We start from the raw sequence: 17255 nt of genomic DNA, 5'->3' as shown, positions 1-17255 counted from the left end.
AATGACCGCCTACGACTACATACGCGACGGCAACGCCATCTATGAGCGCTCCTTCGCCATTATCCGCGCCGAGGCGGACCTGTCACGCTTTTCGCCGCCGGAAGCCGATGTCGCGATCCGCATGATCCATGCCTGTGGCGATGTCGAAGCGGCACGACATTTCGCCTTCGGTCCCGGCTTCGTGGAAGCCGCGCGGACGGCACTTCAGGCCGGCGCACCCATTTTTTGCGATGCCGAAATGGTGGCGCGTGGCGTCACCCGCGCCCGCCTGCCCGCCGAAAACGAAGTGATCTGCACGCTGCGCGACCCGCGCACGCCCGAAATCGCGGCATCTATCGGCAACACACGCTCCGCCGCCGCACTCGACCTGTGGGGCGAACGCATGGCGGGCGCAGTCGTCGCCATCGGCAATGCCCCGACCGCCCTCTTCTATCTGCTGGAAAAACTGCGCGACGGCGCACCGAAACCCGCCGCTATCATCGGCATGCCGGTCGGCTTCGTCGGCGCAGCCGAATCCAAGGATGCGCTGGCCGAAAATTCCTGGGGCGTGCCCTATGCCATCGTGCGCGGCAGGCTGGGCGGCAGCGCCATGACCGCCGCCGCCCTCAACGCGCTGGCGAGGCCCGGCCTGTGAGCGTGCAAGCAACCACCGGCCGTCTCATCGGCGTCGGCACCGGCCCCGGCGACCCAGAATTGCTGACGCTTAAAGCGGTGCGTGCGCTGGCTGAGGCCGATGTCGTGGCCCATTTCGCCAAGCGCAGTTCCAACGGCAATGCGCGCGCCATCGTCGAAGGCCATATCAGGCCGGGCGCGGTGGAACTGCCGCTGCACTATCCCGTGACCGTCGAGATCGACAAGGATCATGCCGACTACAAGACGCAGATCCTCGCCTTCTACGAGGAGTCAGCGGCAAAGGTGGCTGAACAGCTTTCGGCCGGCCGCACGGTCGCCGTGCTGTCGGAGGGCGATCCGCTGTTCTACGGCTCCTACATGCATCTGCATGTGCGCCTTGCCCACCGCTTCCCCACGGAAGTCATCCCCGGCGTCACCGCCATGTCCGGCTGCTGGTCGGCAACTGGCCAGCCCATCGTGCAGGGCGACGATGTGCTGACCGTGCTGCCCGGCACGATGGGCGAGGCTGAACTTGCACGCCGCCTTGCCGACACGGACGCCGCAGTCATCATGAAGGTGGGACGCAACCTGCCCAAGATCAGGCGCGCGCTGGCCGCCTCGAACCGACTCGGAAAAGCGATCTATGTCGAGCGCGGCACCATGGCCAATGGCGCCTCCATGCGCCTTGCCGACAAGACGGACGATGCCGCCCCCTATTTCAGCATCATCCTCGTCGCCGGCTGGGAAAACCGGCCGGGCGAACGCGCCTCGGGAGTGGTGGTATGACAGGCCGCCTTGCCATTATCGGGCTCGGCCCCGGCAATGAAGCGCAGGTAACGCCGGAAGCCAGCCGCGCCGTCGCGAAGGCCACTTTCTTCTACGGCTACAAGCCTTATGTCGACAGGCTCGACCTGCGCCCCGACCAGACCCGCATAGCCTCCGACAATCGCGAGGAACTGGCGCGCGCAAAAGAAGCGCTGGAAAAGGCTGTAGAGGGCCACAGCGTCGCGGTCGTGTCCGGCGGCGATCCCGGCGTCTTCGCCATGGCCGCAGCCGTGTGCGAGGCAATCGAATCCGGCCCGGACGAATGGAAAGCGCTCGACATCGAGATCGTGCCCGGCATCACCGCCATGCTGGCGGTAGCGGCCCGAATCGGCGCGCCGCTTGGCCATGATTTCTGCGCCATCTCGCTGTCGGACAATCTGAAGCCGTGGGACCTGATAGAGCTGCGCCTGCTGGCAGCGGCCGGCGCGGGCTTCGTCGTCGCCCTTTACAATCCGATCAGCAAATCGCGCCCCTGGCAGCTCGGCCGCGCCTTCGAGGCGCTGTCGGCCATTCTGCCCGGCACGGTGCCCGTCATTTTCGGCCGCGCCGCCGGCCGGACGGACGAGCGCATCGAGGTCTGCCTGCTGGCCGATGCGAAACCGGAAATGGCCGACATGGCCACCTGCATCATCGTCGGCTCGCCCGAGACGCGCATCATCAGGCGCGGGGACAACCCCGCGCTGGTCTACACGCCGCGCGCGGCGACGAGGCCGAAATGAGCGCAGGTCATCGCGACCAGTTCCCCGACGCTGGAAGCGGACGACACCTGTGGCAGTTCCGGCCGGCGGATCATAATCACCTCGATGCCGAGCGCCCGCGCCGCCGCGATCTTGCCGTAGCTGGCCGCGCCGCCGCTGTCCTTCGAGACGAGCATATCGATGCGATTTTCGGTCAGCAATGCGCGCTCGGCCTCTTCGGCGAACGGCCCGCGCGCCAGAACGTAGCGCACATCGGGAACCGCCAGCGGCGGCTCGACCGGATCGACGCTGCGCACGAGATAAAAATGCTGCGACGCGACCGCGAAGGCACTCGCCTCCTGCCGGCCGATGCTCAGGAACACGCGGCGCGGCGCGCGCCCGAGCGCCCGTACCGCATCCGCCACATCGTCCGCAAAGGTCCAGCGGTCGCCCTCCCGCTGCTCCCAGCCCGGACGACGCAGCGCCAGCATCTCGACACCCGCCTCCCGCGCGGCCGTAGCCGCGTTGGCGGAAATCCGCACCGCATAAGGGTGGGTGGCGTCGATCAGCAGATCGATCCTCTGTTCCGCCAGATGGCGCGCCAGCCCCTCCGGGCCACCGAAGCCGCCGACGCGCACTGGCACCGGCTGTCGAACCGGATTTTCGGTGCGACCGGCCAGCGAGAGGGTGACGTCGAGTTCGGGCACGGCCGCGAGCTTCTCCGCCGCCTGCCGCGCTTCCGTCGTTCCGCCCAGAATGAGGATGCGCATGTTGGCTGAGGCTCCTTCCCGCCCGTGGCTCACCATCGTCGGCATTGGTGAAGACGGCATATCCGGTCTCGGCGACGAGGCCAAGCGGGCCATCAAAGCTGCCGAATTCGTGTTCGGCGGCGCCCGGCATCTGGAACTGGCCGCTGCCCTCATCGGGGGCGAAGCGCGCCAATGGCCGAAACCGTTCGACGCGGCAATGAACGCGGTGACGGCCCTTGCCGGCCACAAGGTTTGCGTGCTGGCCTCGGGCGATCCGTTCTTTCACGGCGTTGGGACCACCCTTGCCCGCGCCATATCGCCAGAACAGATCTGCACGATTCCCGCGCCTTCCTCGATCTCACTCGCCGCTGCCCGCATGGGCTGGGCCTTGCAGGACGTCGAAACCGTCTCGCTGCACGGCCGCCCCATCGATCTGATCCGGCCGCTGCTGCATCCAGGCGCGCGCATCCTTGCGCTGACCTCGGATGCGGACGCCCCGGCAGCAATCGCGGCGCTCATTGCCGAACTCGGCTTCGGGCGATCGCGCATCACGGTTCTGGAGGCGCTGGGCGGTCCGAACGAGCGCATCCGCAGCACCCGTATCGCATCCTTAGATCTCGAAAACGTCAATCCGCTCAATGTGCTGGCGCTGGAAATTGAATCGATATCGCAGGCGCGAATCCTTGCCCTCACGCCCGGCCTTGCCGACGATCTGTTCGAGCATGACGGCCAGATCACCAAGCGCGAGGTCCGGGCCCTGACGCTTTCGGCACTCAGCCCCCGGCTCGGCGAATTGTTATGGGACATCGGCGCGGGCGCAGGCTCCATCGCCATCGAATGGATGCTGGCGCACCCCTCGCTGCACGCCATCGCCATCGAAGCCGAGGCTGAGCGCGTCGCCCGCATCACCCGCAACGCCGCTGCCTTCGGCGTGCCGGGCCTGACCATCGTCCATGGCGCGGCTGCCGCAGCGCTGGCCGGTCTCGAAACGCCCGATGCCGTCTTCATCGGCGGCGGTGGCTCCGATGCGGGCGTTCTCGACACAGCCATCCGGGCGCTGCGTCCCGGCGGGCGTCTGGTCGCAAATGCCGTCACGCTGGACATGGAAGCGCTGCTGATTGCCCGCCATGCGGCACTGGGCGGAACGCTCACCCGAATTTCCGTCGCGCGCGCGGCACCTGTCGGCACCATGACGGGCTGGAAACCGGCCATGCCGGTCACGCAATGGAGCTGGGAGAAACGATGATCGTTGCCGGCATAGGCTGCCGCAAGGGCGTTTCAAGCGAACAGGTTCTTGCGGCGGTGGAATCAGCACTGGAACCTTATGGCCTGTCCCCCGACCTGCTGTCCGGCCTCGCCACCGCCAAGCAGAAGGCGGGCGAGAAGGCGATCATCGAAGCCGGCCATGCGCTGCGTCTGCCGGTCTTTCTGGTGGACGGGCCCGCCCTGCAGATGGTTTCACTGCGCAGCATGACGAAGTCCGCCGCCTCGATGGCCGCCACCGGCAGTCCCTCCGTGTCGGAGACGGCGGCCCTTGCCGCCACCGGACAAAGGTCGCGGCTGCTCGGCCCACGAACCATACATGGCCCGGTCACCTGCGCCATCGCGGTCGATGGAGACACGCCATGACGGTTCACTTCATAGGTGCAGGTCCCGGTGCTGCCGACCTGATCACCCTGCGCGGCGCAAAACTGCTCGCCTCCTGCCCCGTGTGCCTCTACGCGGGCTCCATCGTCTCGCCCGAGCTGCTGCAGCATTGCGGGCCGGAAACGAAGCTCATCGACACCGCCCCGATGTCGCTGGACGAGATCGAGGCCGAATATCGCGCCGCCCACGCGGCCGGGCAGGACGTGGCGCGGCTGCATTCGGGCGATCTTTCGGTGTGGAGCGCGGTGGCCGAGCAGATCCGTCGGCTGGAGCGCGCCGGTATTGCCTACACGCTCACCCCCGGCGTGCCCTCCTTCGCCGCGGCTGCTGCCGCGCTCGGGCGTGAGCTCACCATTCCCGAAGTCGCGCAAAGCCTTGTGCTCACCCGCATTTCCGGCCGCGCCTCGAAGATGCCGCCCGGCGAAACGCTGGCCGCCTTCGGCCGCACCGGCTCGACGCTCGCCATCCACCTCGCCATCCACGCCATCGAGCAGGTGGTCGCGGAACTGACCCCGCACTACGGCGCTGACTGCCCGGTCGCGGTCGTCTTCCGCGCGTCATGGCCGGAGCAGCGTATCCTCAGGGCAACGCTGGCCACCCTCGTTGAAGAACTCGGCAAAGATCCTATCGAGCGTTCCGCCATCATCTTCGTCGGCCGTTCGCTGACTGCCGGAGATTTTACCGAAAGCGCGCTCTACGATGCCGCGTATCAGCGCCGCTTTCGCGGCCGGGAGGGCGCATGAGCCTCGACACGCCGAAAGCGGCCCTTGCCGCGGCGCTGGCCCGTCTCGATTTCGAGCCGCAGGCTCTGGAGCCCGGCCATGTCTGGCTGGCGGGAGCCGGGCCCGGCGATCCGCGCCTGCTCACCCTCGACGTTCTGGGCGCGCTGGCGCAGGCCGATGCGCTTGTGCATGACGCGCTGGTGTCGCCCGAAATCATCGCCGTCGCCGCGCAGGCCGAGAAATTCCATGTCGGCAAACGTGGCGGACGGCTCTCCATCCCGCAGGAAGAGATCAACGCGCTGCTGGTGAAGCTGGGGCGCGAAAGGCGCAGGGTGGTGCGGCTGAAGGGCGGCCATCCTTATGTGTTCGGACGCGGCGGCGAGGAAGCCCGCGCGCTGGTGGATGCGGGCATCCCTTACCGCGTGCTGCCGGGTATCACCTCGGCTTTTGGCGGGCTCACATCGGCCGGCATTCCCGCCACCATGCGCGGCATCAATGGCGCGATCATCCTCGCCACCGGCTTCGCTGCCGTCTCCGATGACCGGCCGGACTGGGCGGCCCTTGCCCGCACCGGCCAGCCCATCGTGATCTATATGGGCCTCACCCATATGGAAGCGACGGTTGCCGACCTGATAGCGGGCGGGCTTTCATCCGATACGCCCGCCGCCCTCATCGAAAATGCCACGCTGGCGCAGGAGCGCACCGTTGTCGCAACGCTGGGAACGCTGGCGGAAGCCGCCGCGCGCGAAAATGTCGTTTCGCCGGCGCTCATCGTCGTCGGCCATATCGTGGCGCTGCGCGGGCAACTGGCGGGCAGGCCATGACGGCGCGCGCGATCATCGTCGGCGCGCCGCGTTCGGGCGCGGGCAAGACCAGCGTCACCATCGGCCTGCTGCGGGCGCTGGCCCGGCGCGGCCTGCGCGTGCGCGGGGCGAAGTCCGGCCCCGACTACATTGATCCCGGTTTTCACGAGGCCGCAACCGGCCTTGCCGGCGTCAATCTCGACAGCTGGGCGATGGCGCCGTCGCTGCTCAACACCCTTGCCGGGCGCGCGGCGGACGATGCCGACATTGTCGTTCTGGAAAGCGCCATGGGCCTGTTCGATGGCATTCCGGGCCAGCCCGGCCGCTCTGGTGCCGCTTCAGATCTGGCCGCACTTTACAGCATTCCGACGCTGCTGGTGCTCGACGTCTCCGGCCAGTCCACCACGGTCGCAGCGGTGGCCAAGGGGTTCGCCACCTACCGGCCCGAAGTGCGCATCGCCGGCGTGGTGCTGAACCGGCTGGGCAGCGAGCGCCACCGCCGTCTGTGCGCCGAAGCCATCGAAGCGATCGGCCTGCCGGTGGTTGGCGCCATCGAGCGCGACCCGACCCTGACCATGCCCGAGCGCCATCTGGGATTGGTGCAGGCCGGCGAGCACGACGACCTGATCGCCTTCATCGACCGCATGGCCGACATGGCCGAACGCTCCATCGATCTCGACAGGGTGATCGAACTCGCAGCACCGCTCGCCCCGCAGACAGGTGATTTTACCTGTGCCCTGCCCCCGCCCGGACAGCGCATCGCGCTGGCGCAGGATCGTGCCTTCACCTTCCTCTATCCGCATGTCGCACGGCACTGGCGCGACGCGGGCACGGAAATCGTGCCCTTCTCGCCGCTGGCCGACGAGGGACCGGCACCAGATTGCGACGTCTGCTGGCTGCCCGGCGGCTATCCCGAACTGCATGCCGGGGCGCTGGCCTCCTCGGCAAATTTCCGCAGCAGGATGACGGCGTTCGCGGCGCAGAAGCCGGTGCATGGCGAGTGCGGCGGCTACATGGTTCTGGGCGAGGCTCTGGAAGATGCAGACGGCGTCACCCACCGGATGCTCGGCCTGCTCGGCCACGCCACCAGCTTCGCAAAACGAAAGATGAACCTCGGCTACCGGCAGGCGCGCCTTCTGGCGGACTGCCCGCTCGGACGCACCGGCGACACCATCCGCGGCCATGAATTCCACTATGCGCGGGTCGTCGCTCCGGGCGATGACGCGCCGCTTGCCGAACTGGCTGACGGTCAGGGCAATCCGCTTGGGTCCGCCGGCGGGCGGCGCGGCCATGTCAGCGGCTCCTTCTTCCATGCCATCGCGCGGGCGGAAGAATGAATGCCAAGCTCGCCCCGATCGATGTCGCGCTCTGCATCGCCTTCTTCACGCGGCTGCCACTGCCGCATCTCGATTTTCGCGGCCGGACGCTGGCGAATGCCATCTGGGCCGCACCCATTGCCGGGCTGGCGGTAGCATTCATCTCCGCAGCCGCCTACGCGTCCAGCGTCTGGCTCGGCCTGCCATCCGGCCCTGCTGCTGCCCTCATCCTCGCCGCTGCGCTGCTCGCCACCGGCTGCCTGCATGAGGATGGGTTGTCCGATGTGGCCGACGGTTTCGGCGGCGGCGCGACGCGCGAGCGCAAGCTGGAAATCATGCGCGACAGCCGTATCGGCTCCTACGGCACAGCCGCTCTGATCATCTCCCTGCTTTTGCGCTGGAGCGCGCTGGCTGCTCTCGCCGGGCCATCTCAGGTGTTCGCCGCCCTCATTGCCGCCCACTGCGCCTCGCGCGCCCTGCCCGCCGCGCTGATGCATGTTCTGCCGCCGGCGCGCGCGGATGGCCTCTCGGCCGGTGCCGGAACGGTATCGCAGGGCACAGCGCTGATCGGTGCCGTCATCGGTGCGGTCTCGCTCCTCACCCTCGGCCCCGGTGCCGCACTCGCTGCTCTTCTCCTGCTGATCGCGATGCTTGCCGGCTTTGCCGCGCTCTGCCGCCGTCAGATCGGCGGGCAAACGGGCGATACTGCCGGCGCGCTGCAGCAGTTCGGCGAAATCGCCGTGCTTCTGGTTGCCAGCGCCGTCCTTTCCTGAATCATTTTCGGAGCCTTCCGCCACATGCCTTTCAAATCGCTCGAGGAATTGCGCATTGCCTGTCTCTCCCTGCCGGCTGGCAACGAGGAAGCGCGGAGCATGGTGGCACAGCGTCAGGAGGTGCTCACCAAGCCGCGCGGCAGCCTCGGCAGGCTTGAGGACATTGCTGGCTGGCTTGCCTGCTGGCAGGGTCGGGACATGCCGAAGCTCGACCGGGTGAAGGTCATCGTCTTTGCCGGCAATCATGGCGTGACCGCGCAAGGTGTTTCCGCCTATCCGGCCGAAGTGACGGTTCAGATGGTGGCGAACTTCGCCAATGGTGGCGCTGCGATCAACCAGCTTGCCCGCGTTGCGGGTGCCGAGCTGGACGTCATCTCGCTCGAACTAGACCGACCGACAGGCGACTTCACACGGGAACCAGCCATGGATGAGGCGGAATTTCTCGCCGCCATCTCAGCCGGTTATGATGCGGTGGACGAAAACCTCGATCTGGTCTGCTTCGGCGAGATGGGCATCGGCAACACGACACCGGCCGCGGCCATGGCCGCGGCCCTCTTCGGCGGCGATGTGCAGGGCTGGACCGGCCGCGGAACCGGCGTGGACGATGCCGGTCTCGGCCGCAAGGTGGCTGCCATCGAGGCCGGACTGAAGCGCCACGGCGCGGTCATCGCGGACCCGCTGAAAGTCGCAGCAGCACTCGGCGGTCGCGAACTCGCCGCCATCCTCGGCGCGACGCTTGCCGCCCGCCACCGCAACGTTCCGGTTCTGCTGGACGGCTTCGTGTGCACGGCCGCCGTCGCACCGCTGGCCCGCCTCCACCCACAGGGGCTTGACCACACTCTGGCCGCGCATGTGTCGGCTGAAGCCGGACACCGGCGCCTGCTCGAAGCGCTCGCACTGGCTCCCCTGCTCGATCTCGGCATGCGGCTGGGCGAAGGCTCGGGCGCATGCCTCGCGGTCAACATCCTGCGCTCGGCGCTGGAATGCCACGCAGGCATGGCAAGCTTCGCCGAGGCCGGCGTTTCGGAGAACTGAGTCTTATCGCCCTGACGCGGCCAGACCCTGCCTGAGCACTGCCGGAGCTATGGATTTCCACCAGCCGTCGATCTCGGCCTGCTGCGCCCTGATCATCGTGGCGGTGGGCGCGAAGCGCTGCCATGGATAGTTGTGCTTGGGCGCGACGGAGGTGATGACCGGCTTGCCCAGAGCACCCGCAGCCTCGAAGGCGCAGAACAGCCCGCTGCCCACGGCCTCCACCTTGCCGAACTTGCTCAGCACCACCACGTCGCTGCCGGCGATCTGGTCGAGCACGCTTTCGCCTGCGGCGGTCACGCCAAGCTCGTCGAGGTGGCAGGAGGTGTGCGCGGGCGGCTCATCGAGATACATGGCGAAGCGTTCGCCGGTGACCAGATTGCGTAGCGAACCGGCGCTGCAGCGGCTTTCCGCGGGACCGTCGGACTCTTCGATGAGACCGCAGACCGCAAGCCCGGCGGCACGCCACCGCGCCACCGTGTTCAGGAACAAGGCCTGAATGGGGGCCGTTTCGGCGCTTAGGATCGCTGCAATTGCATTCTGGGCCATGCGCACCTGCTCTGTAACAGCCGTGATCATGAGGTTGGACGTGGCCTCGATCAACCCTGTTTAGATGACAGGGTGTCGCATGGGTTAGGCAATGATCCGGCAAATTGAAACTGTTTAAAGGCGGATAAGGGAAATCGCTGTTTCGTTTTCGCTTTCCGGCAGCAACTGACGGGCCGGAGGTTCCAAAAATTTAACCCGGCTTTCCTAGAACTCGGCACAGGGGATTTGGGCATCACCTGCCGCGCATCGGGCACGGCGGGCGAAACATCCTGGGCAACAGCGTACATGACATCGCAGATGAAGAAATCCAGCATTCGGCCGTTTCCGTCGGAGATGGAATTCATACGCTATGCGCTCGACAGCGCCGCCATCGTTGCCATCACCGATGTGCGCGGCACGATCACCTTCGCCAACAACAAGTTCTGCGAAATCTCAGGCTATGCGCGGAATGAACTGGTCGGCTCGAACCATCGCATGCTTCACTCCGGAATTCATGACAGGAAATTCTTCCGCCAGATGTACCGGCGCATTGCGGCTGGTCAGGTGTGGCAGGGCGAGATCTGCAACCGGCGCAAGGACGGAACCCATTACTGGGTCGACACGACCATCGTGCCGCATGTGAATTCGGCCGGCAAGGTCGACAGCTACACCGCCATCCGCTTCGACATCACCGCGCGCCACAGCGCCGACGAGAAACTGCGCTACATCGTCAACATCGACGCGCTGACAGGCATCGCCAACCGGCGCCGCTTTCAGGAGCATCTGGAGACGGTTATCGCCAATCACGTCGCCAGCGATACCAACAAGGTCCATCTGGCTCTTCTCGACATCGATTCCTTCAAGGAAATCAACGATACCTTCGGCCACGACGTGGGAGACGATCTTCTGCGCGTCGTCAGCGGCCGGCTTTGTGAACTGACCAGCGAAGACGTTTTCGTTGCCCGCCTCGGCGGCGACGAGTTCGGCATCGTCATGACCGGCCTTGATGACAGGCAGGTGCATGAGATCACCGGCAAGGTGCTGTCCTGCCTGCGCCAGCCCGTCAATCTTGGCCCGGTGGTTCGCCGCTGCTCGGCCAGCATCGGCATTGCGACCTTCCCGGATCAGGCCGGTTCGCTCGACGAACTGTTCAAGGCAAGCGACCTCTCGCTTTACCGGGCCAAGGAACTGGGCCGCGACCGTGTCCAGTTCTTCGTGCCGCGGCTGCGCGAGGTGGCCCTGCGCAAAAGCGAGCTGATCCACGCATTCGAGACCGGCCTCGCCCAAGGCCAGTTCCGGCTGTTCTATCAGCCCATCATCGCAACCAATCAGCTCCTCGACCCGGCACTGGAAGGGCTTTTGCGCTGGGAACACCCGCAGCACGGCCATCTGGCCCCGGGTGCATTTCTGTCTGAAATGAACGATCCCGGCCTTATGGCCGCTCTCGGCATGTTCGTGCTGGAGCAGGTCTTCGCCGACATGCAAAAAATGCAGGAAATGTCCCTGCCGCTTCGCCGGGTGGCCATCAACGTGACCAATGCCGACTTCCGCTCCGATGCATTCGTCGACCGCTTTTTCGAGCTTGTCGAAGAGACGGGCCTGCCACCGCAAAAATTCTGCATCGAGGTCACGGAAGGTGTCTTTCTCGGACGCGACTTCCAGCAGCTTGAGGGCCGCCTGCATCGCCTCCATTCGGCGGGTGTCGAGATCGCTCTCGACGATTTCGGCACCGGCTTTGCCTCCCTGTCTCATCTGCGGCACATGCCGATCGACCGGGTGAAGATCGACCGCAGTTTCATATCGAATCTGGGCACGAGCAGCGCTGATCTCGCGATCGTCCGCGGTGTCATCGACATCGCGCATGGAATGGGCAAGGCGGTCACGGCCGAAGGTGTCGAGACGGAACATCAGGTTGAAATCCTGACGCAACTGGGCTGCGACAGCCTGCAGGGCTGGTACTTCGCCAAGGCCTGCAACCTGCTGCATCTGCCTTTCATGATGACCAGCCTGAAATCCTATGCGAGAGACCGCATGCAGCGCCACGCCGCCGCAAGCTGAAGCCTGCCGACCCACCGTCAGAAAGATCCGGAACGGGTCATGCTGGAAATACCTGCCCGATCGACGGAGCGCGCTTCTGGCACCATGGCCTGTGTTGTGGAAACATTCGGCAACGCTGCAGAAAGGGCATGCTGTCCTTCAGGACTGGACTGCACGCCAGCCCACTTCACGCATCGTGACAATGACGAAATAGTTTGGTAAATACGCCGGGTTTCATCGCTGTGAGTAACCGGTAAAATGGATCACCCCCTGAGTGGGGAGACTACCGATTGCGCTTCTCCTGAAGCGACTAGGCAACCGCTCCGACAAGAAAATTCGCGCAGATCAGAGACGATTGTCATCGTCTGCTGGGTAGTTGGCGGCCTCATCCTGATGTGGATCCTGATAGCTATCCTGACAGGCGCAAACGGTGCCTCATTGTTCAGGACATAGTGCAGGCCCCGAATCTCTGTGGCGAGAATACCTGCCTTCTCGTTCATCGACGTGATGGCGTTCGATCACTTGCGCCGCCTGTCGGGAGCCTCGTCCATTTCGACACAGGCCCGGACAGCATCGCCCAGGCGGCGATGCCCATACTCCGGCCGCCCGGTCGGATAGCCGCTGCCGATCGGAAGCGTCGATGTGATGAGGGATCCGGCACGCATGCCATTTTAAGTCATCAGACCGAACCCGGACGGGCGCCGCAGACATAGGGCACATCGCGGAGATATCCGGCCATTCGAAGGCATGGTGCGAGACGATCAGAGCCGGAATGACACAAGCGTGAAGTGAAAAAAATCAGGCCATTTGTAAAATGGCCTTGGCTACATGTCCGCTAAATAATTGAAAATGGTGGGTGATGTAGGGATCGAACCTACGACCCGCTGATTAAGAGTCAGCTGCTCTACCGACTGAGCTAATCACCCACGGGCGTTGGGAAAACCAACGTTGGCGGGCATATAGCTGCCGCCATGAGGCCTGTCTACCCCTGTCCTGATATTTCGCTGAGAAAACATTCGCACATGTGAAAAAAAGATCAGGCAGCTAAACGAAAAGCCGTCCTTCAGCGGTTTTGACAGCGTAACCGCCAATGCGGGCCGCCGCGAGTTGGCCTTTCCGTACCTCCAGTTCCAGACGGATTCGGGAGGGGCGTTCCATTTCCAGCCCCTGCTCTATCCACAAGGGCGACATGCCCTCGCCGGGACCGTCGAAATGCATGATCGTTCCGGCAAAGGCGGCGGCCGCCGAACCCGTTGCCGGGTCTTCGTAGGAAGGATTGCCGGCAACGAACATGCGCACATGGAAAGCGCTGTCATGGCGGACGGTTTCGCGGCAATAGACATAGGCGCTGGCGTGGGCGGTTTCGCTCTTAAGTGGCGCGATCTCCGCCCAAAGGTGCGAATCGATACGGGCCTTCGCCGCCTCTTTCAATCCGGCCACCGGCACCATCACATAGGGAACGCCGGCGCTCCAGCAGCACAGGCGGTGATTCTCGAACCCCATCTCATGCGGCGCGAGGCCCAGCGCCGCACCCACGGCTTCCGGCGTCATGGCAGCATCGATTCGTTCGGGAAGCTTCGGCAGATCGAACTCGGCGAACTGGCCGTCATGCGACACCGCGCATCTTACCGGGCCGATATTCTCTTCGAGAACGAAAATGCTGGCGCTCTCGCCGCTCTCTCTTGCCAGTGCGACCGCTGTGCCGACAGTCGGATGCCCGGCAAAGGGCATTTCATAATGGGGCGTGAAAATCCGGATTTTCGCCCTGTGCCGCGCCTGTTCGGCGGGCAGGACGAACACCGTCTCCGAGAGATTGAACTCGCGTGCAATGCGCAGCATCGAACGCTCGTCCAGCCCCTCGCAATCAAGCACGATCGCCAGCGGATTGCCGCCGAGGGCCTCTTCTGTGAACACGTCATACACCAGATATCTGCGACCCTGCATTGCCGGATTTCCTCCGCCAGATGGCGAAACATGAGCGAAATTTAATTTGAATTTCAGGCTCTGACACCTGATGTGTGTTCGGTAAGGGACATTACTTCTAATATAGGGGTCCGGCGTGGACCAGTTTGTCAATCCGCCCAGGGCGGAATCGGAAAACGCGATCGAGGCCAGTCTTGGCCTCACCGGCAAGGGTGCGGCCAAGCCGTCCCGCCGCCGGTTGGGCTATGTCGTGCTCGGCATCGCGGCGGTGGCAGCAGCCTTTGCCGGCTACAGCTATTTCTCCGCCTCCCCTGCCCGCATCGAATATGCAACCCAGCCGGCTGCCCGCTCCGACCTCGTGCTTGAGGTTTCGGCCACCGGCACCCTTCAACCCCTCACACAGGTGGACATTTCGAGCGAGCTTTCTGGCATCATCCGCTCCGTCGCGGTCGCCGAGAATCAGGAAGTGAAGCAGGGCGATGTTCTGGCAACGCTCGACACCTCCAAGCTCGAAGTGCAGATCGACCGCGCCAAGGCATCCGCCAAGGCAGCCGAAGCGAAGGTGGATGACGCAGCCGTCACCCTGAAGGAAAGCGAACAGGCGCTGGTGAGAGCCGAGGCGCTGAACAAACGCGGCATGGCGACCGCGCAGGCGCTGGAAGCGGCAACCGCCACCCGCGACCGGGCGAAAGCCGCGCTCGACAGCGCAGAGGCCAACCTCGCCATCGCACAGGCCGATCTCAAGGCACAGCAGACCGATCTGGCAAAGAGCACCATCTATGCGCCGATCAGCGGCATTGTGCTGACCCGCTCGGTCGATCCGGGCCAGACCGTTGCCTCCTCGCTTCAGGCCCCGGTGCTGTTCGTGCTTGCCGCCGATCTGAAGAAGATGGAACTCAAGGCCGCCATAGACGAGGCCGACATCGGCACGGTGAAAGCCGGCCAGCAGTCGCGCTTTTCGGTCGATGCCTTTCCCGAGCGCCGCTTCGACGCCACCATCCGCGACATTTCCTATGCTTCCGTCACCACGGACGGCGTCGTGACCTATGACGCCAGGCTGGAGGTCGAAAACGATGAACTCCTGCTGCGCCCGGGCATGACGGCCACCGTCACCGTGGTCACGAGACATGCAAAGGACGCGCTCACCGTTCCCACCACCGCCTTCCGTTACCGGCCTTCCGCCCAGCAGGGTGGCAGCGACTGGAGCGCGCTTTCGATGCTCACCGGCCGCATGCAGCCTCCGCGCGAGCGTCGTGGACAGCAGCAGGGCCGCCAGCGCGAAGCCGACGGCAGTCGCACGCTCTATGTGCTGAAGAATGGCGAACCGCAGCCGGTGCGCGTGCATGTCGGCTCGACCAATGGTGAACTGACGGAAATCCTGTCGGGCCTCTCCGAAGGCGATCTGGTGATTACCGGCCAGCAACAGCGGGGCTAGCGCCATGGCCGCCTCATCGCTCATCCATTTCGACAAGGTCTGGAAGACCTATGGCGAAGGCGAAGCGCGGGTCAACGCGCTCGCGGGCGTCGATCTCACCATCGAAAAAGGTGAGTTCGTCTCGATCATGGGACCCTCCGGATCGGGCAAATCGACGTCGATGAACATCATCGGCTGCCTCGATACGCCCTCTGAAGGCACCTACTCCTTCATGGGCGTGGATGCCGGACGGCTGGACCGTAACCGCCGCGCCCTGCTGCGCAGCCTCTATATCGGCTTCGTCTTTCAGGGCTACAATCTGCTGGCGCGCACCACGGCGGCTGAAAACGTCGAGCTGCCGCTCATCTATCGCGGCGTTGCCGCCGCAGAAAGGCGCAGCCTCGCCATGCAGGCGCTTGCACAGGTGGGTCTGGAAGGCCGCGAGCACCATACGCCCGCCGAGCTTTCAGGCGGCCAGCAGCAGCGTGTGGCCATTGCCCGCGCCATCGTCACCCGTCCCACCCTTCTGGTCGCCGACGAGCCTACCGGCAATCTCGACACGGCACGCAGCCACGAGATCATGGAACTGATGACACAGCTCAATTCGGATCATCGCCTGACCATCGTCATGGTCACGCATGAAGCCGACATCGCCGCCTATGCGGGCCGCACCATCCACTTCCTCGATGGCAAGGTGGCGGCAGACCTGCGCAACACCGTGCGGAGGAAAGCGTCATGATCTGGGAGACCATCCGCCTCGCCCTGCGCTCGGTGCGCCGCAATGCTCTGCGCTCCTTCCTCACCCTGCTCGGCATCGTCATCGGCGTTGCCGCGGTCATCGCCATGCTCACCATCGGCTCGGGCACGACCGAGAAGGTCAAGGCCGACATCGCCCAGCTCGGCTCCAATCTGCTGGTCGTCCATCCAGGCCGCCCCGCCGGTCCCGGAGGTCCGGGCGGCGGTACCGACTGGGGCCAGCGCCGCAAGCTGGGGTCCAAGGAGTTCGAGGCGCTTTCCACGCGCCTCACCGGCGCGCGCGCCATTTCCGCAGCCTCACAGAAGCAGGTGCGGGTCATCTACGGTACGGAAAGCCTCAGCGTTTCCGTGACCGGCACCGACAGCGCCTTTCTCGATGCCCGCAACTGGACTCTGGCCTCCGGCCGCCCCTTTACCGAGCAGGAAACCCGCAATGGCGCGGGCGTGTGCCTGATTGGCGAAACGGTGCGCCAGCAGTTCTTCGGCGCGGGCGATCCTGACGGCGAACTGATCCGCGTGAACCGCTCCGCCTGCAAGGTAATCGGCCTCCTGGAGCCGAAGGGCTATACGGGATTCGGGCAGGATCAGGACAACGTGGTGCTGATGCCGCTGGTGGCCTTCCAGCGCCGCATCGCCGGCAACCGCAACATCGACAACATCTATGTTTCGGCCGAAGATTCGGTGCAGACCAGCGAGTTGCAGACGCGCATCGAAAATATTTTGCGTGACGTGCGCCGCATTCCCCCCGATGGCGAGGACGATTTCGGCGTGCGCGACATGACCCAGATCGCCGACACCATGGCCAGCGCCAGCGCCACCATGACCGGCATGCTGGGCGCGGTTGCGGGCGTCAGCCTGCTGGTCGGCGGCATCGGTATCATGAACATCATGCTGGTGTCGGTGACGGAACGAACGCGCGAGATCGGCATCAGGCTCGCCATTGGCGCGCAGGAAAAGCACATCCTCATCCAGTTTCTGGTCGAGGCGACGGTTCTGTCGCTGCTGGGCGGCATCATCGGCATCCTGCTTGGCCTGTCACTGGCCGGCGGCGCGGCTTTCGCGCTATCGATCCCGTTTGCGCCAAGTGCCGCTGTGATCATGCTGGCAGTGGGCTTTTCGGCCCTGATCGGCATGGTGTTCGGCTTTTTCCCCGCCCTGCGCGGCGCCCGCCTCGACCCCATCGACGCGCTCAGGCACGAATAGAGTATTTCTGCTTTTCTCCGAATCGCAGAAGTGCTCTATCCTTTTGTTTTAGCTGTATTTATGCGACGCCGGATGTTTTCATCCGGCTGCAAAATGCTCTAAAGCGTGTCGTGTTTAATAGGCCTCATATCCTGCGGCTTTGAAGAAGTTTCGGCATTGTGTTGGATCGAAGAGGCCACAGATGTCGCCGAGTGCATGGCATAGGGTGTCGAAGGTTCTGGCCGCGCACTTGCGCAGC

Annotated in this window: 18 protein-coding genes and 1 tRNA gene; 14 read left to right on the top strand and 5 right to left on the bottom strand. The window is 64.8% G+C overall.

The genetic code is table 11. The features are described 5' to 3' along the window. Position 1: 1 nt before the first annotated feature. The 3 genes from AC5XE7_RS00095 to AC5XE7_RS00085 are packed head-to-tail and all read left to right on the top strand — an operon-like array spanning position 2 to position 2156. A complete protein-coding gene (locus AC5XE7_RS00095) occupies positions 2 to 634 on the top strand; it encodes a precorrin-8X methylmutase (protein WP_495364625.1) in 633 nt (210 codons plus the stop codon). Next, a complete protein-coding gene (locus AC5XE7_RS00090) occupies positions 631 to 1398 on the top strand; it encodes a precorrin-2 C(20)-methyltransferase (RefSeq protein ID WP_495364627.1) in 768 nt (255 codons plus the stop codon). Before AC5XE7_RS00095 ends, AC5XE7_RS00090 begins: the two co-directional genes overlap by 4 nt. Next, entirely contained in the window at positions 1395 to 2156 is a 762-nt protein-coding gene (locus tag AC5XE7_RS00085) for a precorrin-3B C(17)-methyltransferase (RefSeq protein WP_495364628.1), read from the top strand. The genes AC5XE7_RS00090 and AC5XE7_RS00085 overlap by 4 nt, the downstream gene beginning before the upstream one ends. On the opposite strand, the gene AC5XE7_RS00080 is transcribed toward AC5XE7_RS00085, so the two are convergent. Beyond that, positions 2123 to 2884: a cobalt-precorrin-6A reductase gene (locus AC5XE7_RS00080; RefSeq protein ID WP_495364629.1), complete on the bottom strand. Its 762-nt coding sequence runs from the start codon at positions 2882 to 2884 to the stop codon at positions 2123 to 2125. The two genes, AC5XE7_RS00085 and AC5XE7_RS00080, sit on opposite strands and share 34 nt — an antisense overlap. Here AC5XE7_RS00080 and cbiE point away from each other — a divergent pair. The 7 genes from cbiE to cobT are packed head-to-tail and all read left to right on the top strand — an operon-like array spanning position 2883 to position 9159. After that, positions 2883 to 4109, top strand: a complete 1227-nt coding sequence (cbiE, locus tag AC5XE7_RS00075) for a precorrin-6y C5,15-methyltransferase (decarboxylating) subunit CbiE (RefSeq protein ID WP_495364630.1) — start codon at positions 2883 to 2885, stop codon at positions 4107 to 4109. The genes AC5XE7_RS00080 and cbiE overlap by 2 nt on opposite strands. Next, complete coding sequence (locus AC5XE7_RS00070) at positions 4106 to 4492, top strand: cobalamin biosynthesis protein (RefSeq protein WP_280197696.1); 387 nt, start codon at positions 4106 to 4108, stop codon at positions 4490 to 4492. Before cbiE ends, AC5XE7_RS00070 begins: the two co-directional genes overlap by 4 nt. Then, entirely contained in the window at positions 4489 to 5253 is a 765-nt protein-coding gene (gene cobM / locus AC5XE7_RS00065; protein ID WP_495364631.1) for a precorrin-4 C(11)-methyltransferase, read from the top strand. Before AC5XE7_RS00070 ends, cobM begins: the two co-directional genes overlap by 4 nt. Next, positions 5250 to 6056, top strand: coding sequence for a uroporphyrinogen-III C-methyltransferase (gene cobA, locus AC5XE7_RS00060; RefSeq protein WP_495364632.1), 807 nt, complete (start codon positions 5250 to 5252; stop codon positions 6054 to 6056). Before cobM ends, cobA begins: the two co-directional genes overlap by 4 nt. After that, positions 6053 to 7372, top strand: a complete 1320-nt coding sequence (locus AC5XE7_RS00055; RefSeq protein WP_495364633.1) for a cobyrinic acid a,c-diamide synthase CobB — start codon at positions 6053 to 6055, stop codon at positions 7370 to 7372. The genes cobA and AC5XE7_RS00055 overlap by 4 nt, the downstream gene beginning before the upstream one ends. Beyond that, the gene (gene cobS, locus AC5XE7_RS00050) at positions 7369 to 8124 is read left to right on the top strand and encodes an adenosylcobinamide-GDP ribazoletransferase (RefSeq protein WP_495364634.1); all 756 of its coding nucleotides are present in this window, start codon (positions 7369 to 7371) and stop codon (positions 8122 to 8124) included. Before AC5XE7_RS00055 ends, cobS begins: the two co-directional genes overlap by 4 nt. Before the next feature lie 24 nt (positions 8125 to 8148). Continuing rightward, positions 8149 to 9159: a nicotinate-nucleotide--dimethylbenzimidazole phosphoribosyltransferase gene (gene cobT / locus AC5XE7_RS00045; protein WP_495364636.1), complete on the top strand. Its 1011-nt coding sequence runs from the start codon at positions 8149 to 8151 to the stop codon at positions 9157 to 9159. A 3-nt stretch (positions 9160 to 9162) separates the two neighbouring features. On the opposite strand, the gene AC5XE7_RS00040 is transcribed toward cobT, so the two are convergent. After that, complete coding sequence (locus AC5XE7_RS00040) at positions 9163 to 9705, bottom strand: DUF2478 domain-containing protein (protein WP_495364637.1); 543 nt, start codon at positions 9703 to 9705, stop codon at positions 9163 to 9165. 50 nt (positions 9706 to 9755) lie between these two features. Next, positions 9756 to 10019 (bottom strand): hypothetical protein, encoded by a 264-nt coding sequence (locus tag AC5XE7_RS00035; RefSeq protein WP_495364638.1) that lies wholly within the window; start codon positions 10017 to 10019, stop codon positions 9756 to 9758. Between AC5XE7_RS00035 and AC5XE7_RS00030 the strand changes: the two genes are divergently transcribed. Beyond that, the gene (locus tag AC5XE7_RS00030; protein ID WP_495364639.1) at positions 10003 to 11742 is read left to right on the top strand and encodes a putative bifunctional diguanylate cyclase/phosphodiesterase; all 1740 of its coding nucleotides are present in this window, start codon (positions 10003 to 10005) and stop codon (positions 11740 to 11742) included. The genes AC5XE7_RS00035 and AC5XE7_RS00030 overlap by 17 nt on opposite strands. Before the next feature lie 829 nt (positions 11743 to 12571). Here AC5XE7_RS00030 and AC5XE7_RS00025 read toward each other — a convergent pair. Together AC5XE7_RS00025 and AC5XE7_RS00020 are read right to left on the bottom strand one after the other, a co-directional pair. Then, positions 12572 to 12647, bottom strand: a tRNA-Lys gene (locus tag AC5XE7_RS00025). A gap of 118 nt (positions 12648 to 12765) precedes the next feature. Continuing rightward, positions 12766 to 13665 carry a PhzF family phenazine biosynthesis protein gene (locus AC5XE7_RS00020; protein WP_495364641.1) on the bottom strand — a complete coding sequence of 300 codons (900 nt, stop codon included), beginning with the start codon at positions 13663 to 13665 and terminating at the stop codon, positions 12766 to 12768. Positions 13666 to 13780: 115 nt separating this feature from the next. On the opposite strand from AC5XE7_RS00020, the gene AC5XE7_RS00015 reads away from it, so the two are divergent. Genes AC5XE7_RS00015 through AC5XE7_RS00005 form a run of 3 tightly spaced genes read left to right on the top strand, consistent with a single transcriptional unit; the run spans position 13781 to position 17017 of the window. Continuing rightward, positions 13781 to 15079 carry an efflux RND transporter periplasmic adaptor subunit gene (locus AC5XE7_RS00015; RefSeq protein WP_495364642.1) on the top strand — a complete coding sequence of 433 codons (1299 nt, stop codon included), beginning with the start codon at positions 13781 to 13783 and terminating at the stop codon, positions 15077 to 15079. A gap of 4 nt (positions 15080 to 15083) precedes the next feature. Next, entirely contained in the window at positions 15084 to 15797 is a 714-nt protein-coding gene (locus AC5XE7_RS00010; RefSeq protein ID WP_495364643.1) for an ABC transporter ATP-binding protein, read from the top strand. Continuing rightward, on the top strand, positions 15794 to 17017 hold the full coding sequence (locus tag AC5XE7_RS00005) for an ABC transporter permease (RefSeq protein WP_495364644.1): 1224 nt from the start codon (positions 15794 to 15796) through the stop codon (positions 17015 to 17017). Before AC5XE7_RS00010 ends, AC5XE7_RS00005 begins: the two co-directional genes overlap by 4 nt. Positions 17018 to 17255: the final 238 nt, after the last annotated feature.

It is taken from the genome of Aquamicrobium sp. YD-1-mutant5 (assembly GCF_059509755.1).
This window is presented reverse-complemented; position numbering and strand designations above follow the sequence as displayed.

Excerpts from the sequence above, each read along its gene's own strand:
- cobA (WP_495364632.1), top strand. The coding sequence starts at position 5,250 with ATGAGCCTCGACACGCCGAAAGCGGCCCTTGCCGCGGCGCTGGCCCGT.
- cobS (WP_495364634.1), top strand. The coding sequence starts at position 7,369 with ATGAATGCCAAGCTCGCCCCGATCGATGTCGCGCTCTGCATCGCCTTC.
- AC5XE7_RS00010 (WP_495364643.1), top strand. The coding sequence starts at position 15,084 with ATGGCCGCCTCATCGCTCATCCATTTCGACAAGGTCTGGAAGACCTAT.
- cobT (WP_495364636.1), top strand. The coding sequence starts at position 8,149 with ATGCCTTTCAAATCGCTCGAGGAATTGCGCATTGCCTGTCTCTCCCTG.
- cbiE (WP_495364630.1), top strand. The coding sequence starts at position 2,883 with ATGTTGGCTGAGGCTCCTTCCCGCCCGTGGCTCACCATCGTCGGCATT.
- AC5XE7_RS00030 (WP_495364639.1), top strand. The coding sequence starts at position 10,003 with ATGAAGAAATCCAGCATTCGGCCGTTTCCGTCGGAGATGGAATTCATA.
- AC5XE7_RS00055 (WP_495364633.1), top strand. The coding sequence starts at position 6,053 with ATGACGGCGCGCGCGATCATCGTCGGCGCGCCGCGTTCGGGCGCGGGC.
- AC5XE7_RS00085 (WP_495364628.1), top strand. The coding sequence starts at position 1,395 with ATGACAGGCCGCCTTGCCATTATCGGGCTCGGCCCCGGCAATGAAGCG.
- AC5XE7_RS00040 (WP_495364637.1), bottom strand. The coding sequence starts at position 9,705 with ATGGCCCAGAATGCAATTGCAGCGATCCTAAGCGCCGAAACGGCCCCC.
- AC5XE7_RS00005 (WP_495364644.1), top strand. The coding sequence starts at position 15,794 with ATGATCTGGGAGACCATCCGCCTCGCCCTGCGCTCGGTGCGCCGCAAT.
- AC5XE7_RS00020 (WP_495364641.1), bottom strand. The coding sequence starts at position 13,665 with ATGCAGGGTCGCAGATATCTGGTGTATGACGTGTTCACAGAAGAGGCC.
- cobM (WP_495364631.1), top strand. The coding sequence starts at position 4,489 with ATGACGGTTCACTTCATAGGTGCAGGTCCCGGTGCTGCCGACCTGATC.
- AC5XE7_RS00095 (WP_495364625.1), top strand. The coding sequence starts at position 2 with ATGACCGCCTACGACTACATACGCGACGGCAACGCCATCTATGAGCGC.
- AC5XE7_RS00080 (WP_495364629.1), bottom strand. The coding sequence starts at position 2,884 with ATGCGCATCCTCATTCTGGGCGGAACGACGGAAGCGCGGCAGGCGGCG.
- AC5XE7_RS00035 (WP_495364638.1), bottom strand. The coding sequence starts at position 10,019 with ATGCTGGATTTCTTCATCTGCGATGTCATGTACGCTGTTGCCCAGGAT.
- AC5XE7_RS00070 (WP_280197696.1), top strand. The coding sequence starts at position 4,106 with ATGATCGTTGCCGGCATAGGCTGCCGCAAGGGCGTTTCAAGCGAACAG.